The 2,946-nt window shown below is 67.7% G+C and carries 2 protein-coding genes; both read left to right on the top strand.

The genetic code is table 11. The annotated features are described in order from the left end of the window. Positions 1–183 precede the first annotated feature (183 nt). Entirely contained in the window at positions 184–1,854 is a 1,671-nt protein-coding gene (istA, locus tag ACFVST_RS29255; protein WP_390156620.1) for an IS21 family transposase, read from the top strand. After that, positions 1,851–2,678 (top strand): IS21-like element helper ATPase IstB, encoded by an 828-nt coding sequence (gene istB, locus ACFVST_RS29250; protein WP_390156619.1) that lies wholly within the window; start codon positions 1,851–1,853, stop codon positions 2,676–2,678. Before istA ends, istB begins: the two co-directional genes overlap by 4 nt. Positions 2,679–2,946: the final 268 nt, after the last annotated feature.

Raw genomic sequence — 2,946 nt, 5'->3', positions numbered from 1 at the left:
TGTTTTTACCGGGCTGTTTCGGTGCCGGTGATCCGGTGAGTTCGGGTACCGGTGGATCTCCGGTGAGTTTGGGAGCCACTTGGTCTGATGGTGTGTGACATGCCGCTGTTGGCGTAATGGGTGGGTACGGCCGTTTGGCGCTCCACGCTTTGCGTGTTGATCACGGCCGTGTCAGGAGTCCGTGTGCGCAAGTCGCGTGAGTGGCTGTACGAGAAGATTCGCCAGGCCGAGCGGGAAGAGCATCTTTCCGGCCGGGCTCTGGCTCAGCGGTTCAAGGTGTCGAGGCGCACGGTGAAGTCGGCGTTGGCCTCGCCGGTGCCGCCGGAGCGGAAGAAACTGCCGCCGCGGGGCAGTGTGCTGGACCCGGTCAAGGGGTTCATCGATGCGATGTTGCGTGAGGACGCTCAGGCGCCGCGCAAGCAGCGGCATACCACTGCGCGGATCATGGAGCGGTTGGCGGCGGAGCACGATTTCGAGCTGGCGGGCCACACCACGGTGTGGGAGTACGTCCGTCGGCGGCGTCAGGAGATCACGCTGGAGTTGGCGGAGGGCCGCCGGTTCCTGGAGGGGATGGTTCCGCAGGTCAAGCGGCCGGGCGAGGAGGCCGAGGTCGACTTCGCGGATGTGTGGTTGGACCTGGCCGGTCAGCGGCGCAAGTGCGTGCTGTTCACGCTGCGGATGTCCTACAGCGGCAAGGCGGTGCACCGGGTCTACGCGACGCCCTCGCAGGAGGCGTTCCTGGAGGGGCATGTCGAGGCGTTCGAGGTGCTGGGAGGGGTGCCGGCCGTCCACATCCGCTACGACAATCTGAAGCCCGCGGTCAAGCAGGTGCTGTTCGGGCGTTACCGGGCGGAGTCGGCGCGATGGGCGACGTTCAAGTCCTGGTATGCGTTCTCGGCGTTCTACTGCACCCCTGGTGAGGACGGGGCGCATGAGAAGGGCGGGGTGGAGCACGAGGGCGGCCGGTTCCGCAGGAAGCATCTGGTTCCGCCGCCGCAGGTGGAGACGTTGGCGGAGCTGAACGAGCGGCTGGCCGCGATCGACGTGGCGGAGGACGCCCGGCATGTCCATGGTCGTCCGACGTCGATCGGGTTCGACTTCGAGCAGGAACGCGAACTGTTGCGGCCGTTGCCGGCCGACGGCTACGACTGCGGGATCGATCTGACGCCGGTGGTCGCCCGCAACGGCCGGGTGACGGTGAGGCAGTGCTACTACTCGGTGCCGGCGAAGTTCATCGGTGCCAAGGTGCGGGTCAAGCTGCGGGCGAACGAGTTGTGGGTGTTCGACGGGCGGAAGGTCGTCGCCCGGCATCCGCGGCTGACGCGCCGCTACACCTACCACGACATCCTCGACCACTACCTGGAGATCCTGCTGGTCAAGCCCGGCGCGTTCGCCGGGGCCTCCGCGCTGGCGCAGGCGCGGGCGGAGGGTGGCTTCACCAAGGTCCACGACGCCTTCTGGGCTGCGGCCAAGCAGAAGCTGGGGGGCCGCGAGGGGACCCGGATGCTGATCGAGGTTCTGCTGCTGCACCGTCAGCTTCCCGCTGAAGCGGTGGTGAAGGCGATGGAGACCTGTCTGCGGATCGGCTCGGTCTCCACCGACATGGTCGCCATCGAGGCCCGCAAGGCGATGGAGGGCACCGGCGCCGAGGACTTCGAAGTCCTCCAGGACGAAGCTGACGCAGCCGAGAGCCAGAGCACGCCGGCGGTCGAAGGCGCTCAGGTCATCTCCCTGCACACCCGGCGCCTGCCGGCGGACCCGCGCACCGAGCTGCCCGACATGGCGAAATACGACCGGCTGCTCTCGCCGCCGGCCTCACCCCAGAGCACCCAGAAGAAGGGCCACGGAGCATGACCACCACCGAACCGGTCACCGGCAAGGGCAACACGGTCCCGCCGCGGCGGATGTCGCTGCCCGGCGATCCCGAGGACGTCCTCATCGATGACGCCTGCCGGGACCTGCGGCTGCCCGCGTTCCGCGAACGCTTCGTCGAGTTGGCCGACACCGCCCGCCGCGACCAGCACACCTACAAGCAGTTCCTCCTCGACCTGCTCCAGGTCGAGCGCGCCGACCGGGAACTGCGGCGCCAGCAGCGGTTGATCCGTGCGGCCCGCTTCCCCCGGCCCAAGCGGCTGGAGGACTTCGACTTCGAGAAGAACCCGAACGTCACCCCGGAGGTTGTGGCCGACCTGAAGTCGCCCGGCTGGGTCCGTGACGGCAGGCCCCTGGTCCTCATCGGCGACTCCGGCACCGGAAAGTCGCATCTTCTCATCGGAGTGGGGACCGCGATCGCCGAGGCCGGCCTCTCGGTCCGCTACACGACCACATCCGCGCTGGTCAACGAGCTGGCCGAGGCGGACGCCGGGCGCCGCCTGTCCTCGGTGATCGCCCGCTACAGCAAGGTCGATCTCCTCTGCCTGGACGAGTTCGGCTACCTCAACCTGGACCGCAAGGGCGCCAAGCTGCTGTTCCAGATCTTCACCGAGCGCGAGGAACGCAAGGCCACCGCGGTCGCCACCAACTCCCCGTTCGCCGAGTGGGACAAGACCTTCGGCGACCCACGGCTCTGCGCGGCCATCGCCGACCGGATCACATTCCGCTGCACTCTCATCCAGACCGGCACCGAGTCCTACCGCTTCCAGGCCACCACCGCCGAACACACCGGCACCACGTCCTGACACCCCCTCACCCAGCAACAGAAAACGGGTCCACCGGACGCGCCTGTCAGGGACGCGATCCGAAGGACCCGTGCCTGCAACGCTACTGACCCACTGCCACGGCCAGCCGGGACACTCCGACCCACACAACCGACGTCACTCAATAGGGGTGGCTCCCACACTCGCCGGAGAACCCACCACCCTGCACCGGTCCATCCCCACCACGAACGGACCAACCCGGCTCCGAAACCCGACGAAGAAGCGGCCCTCAAACAGCCCGGTAAAAACA

Origin of the sequence: Streptomyces sp. NPDC058045 (assembly GCF_042885635.1) — a bacterium.
Taxonomy (GTDB): domain Bacteria; phylum Actinomycetota; class Actinomycetes; order Streptomycetales; family Streptomycetaceae; genus Streptomyces.
The sequence above is the reverse complement of the archived record's forward strand: the minus strand, read 5'-3'. Positions and strand labels throughout refer to the sequence as shown.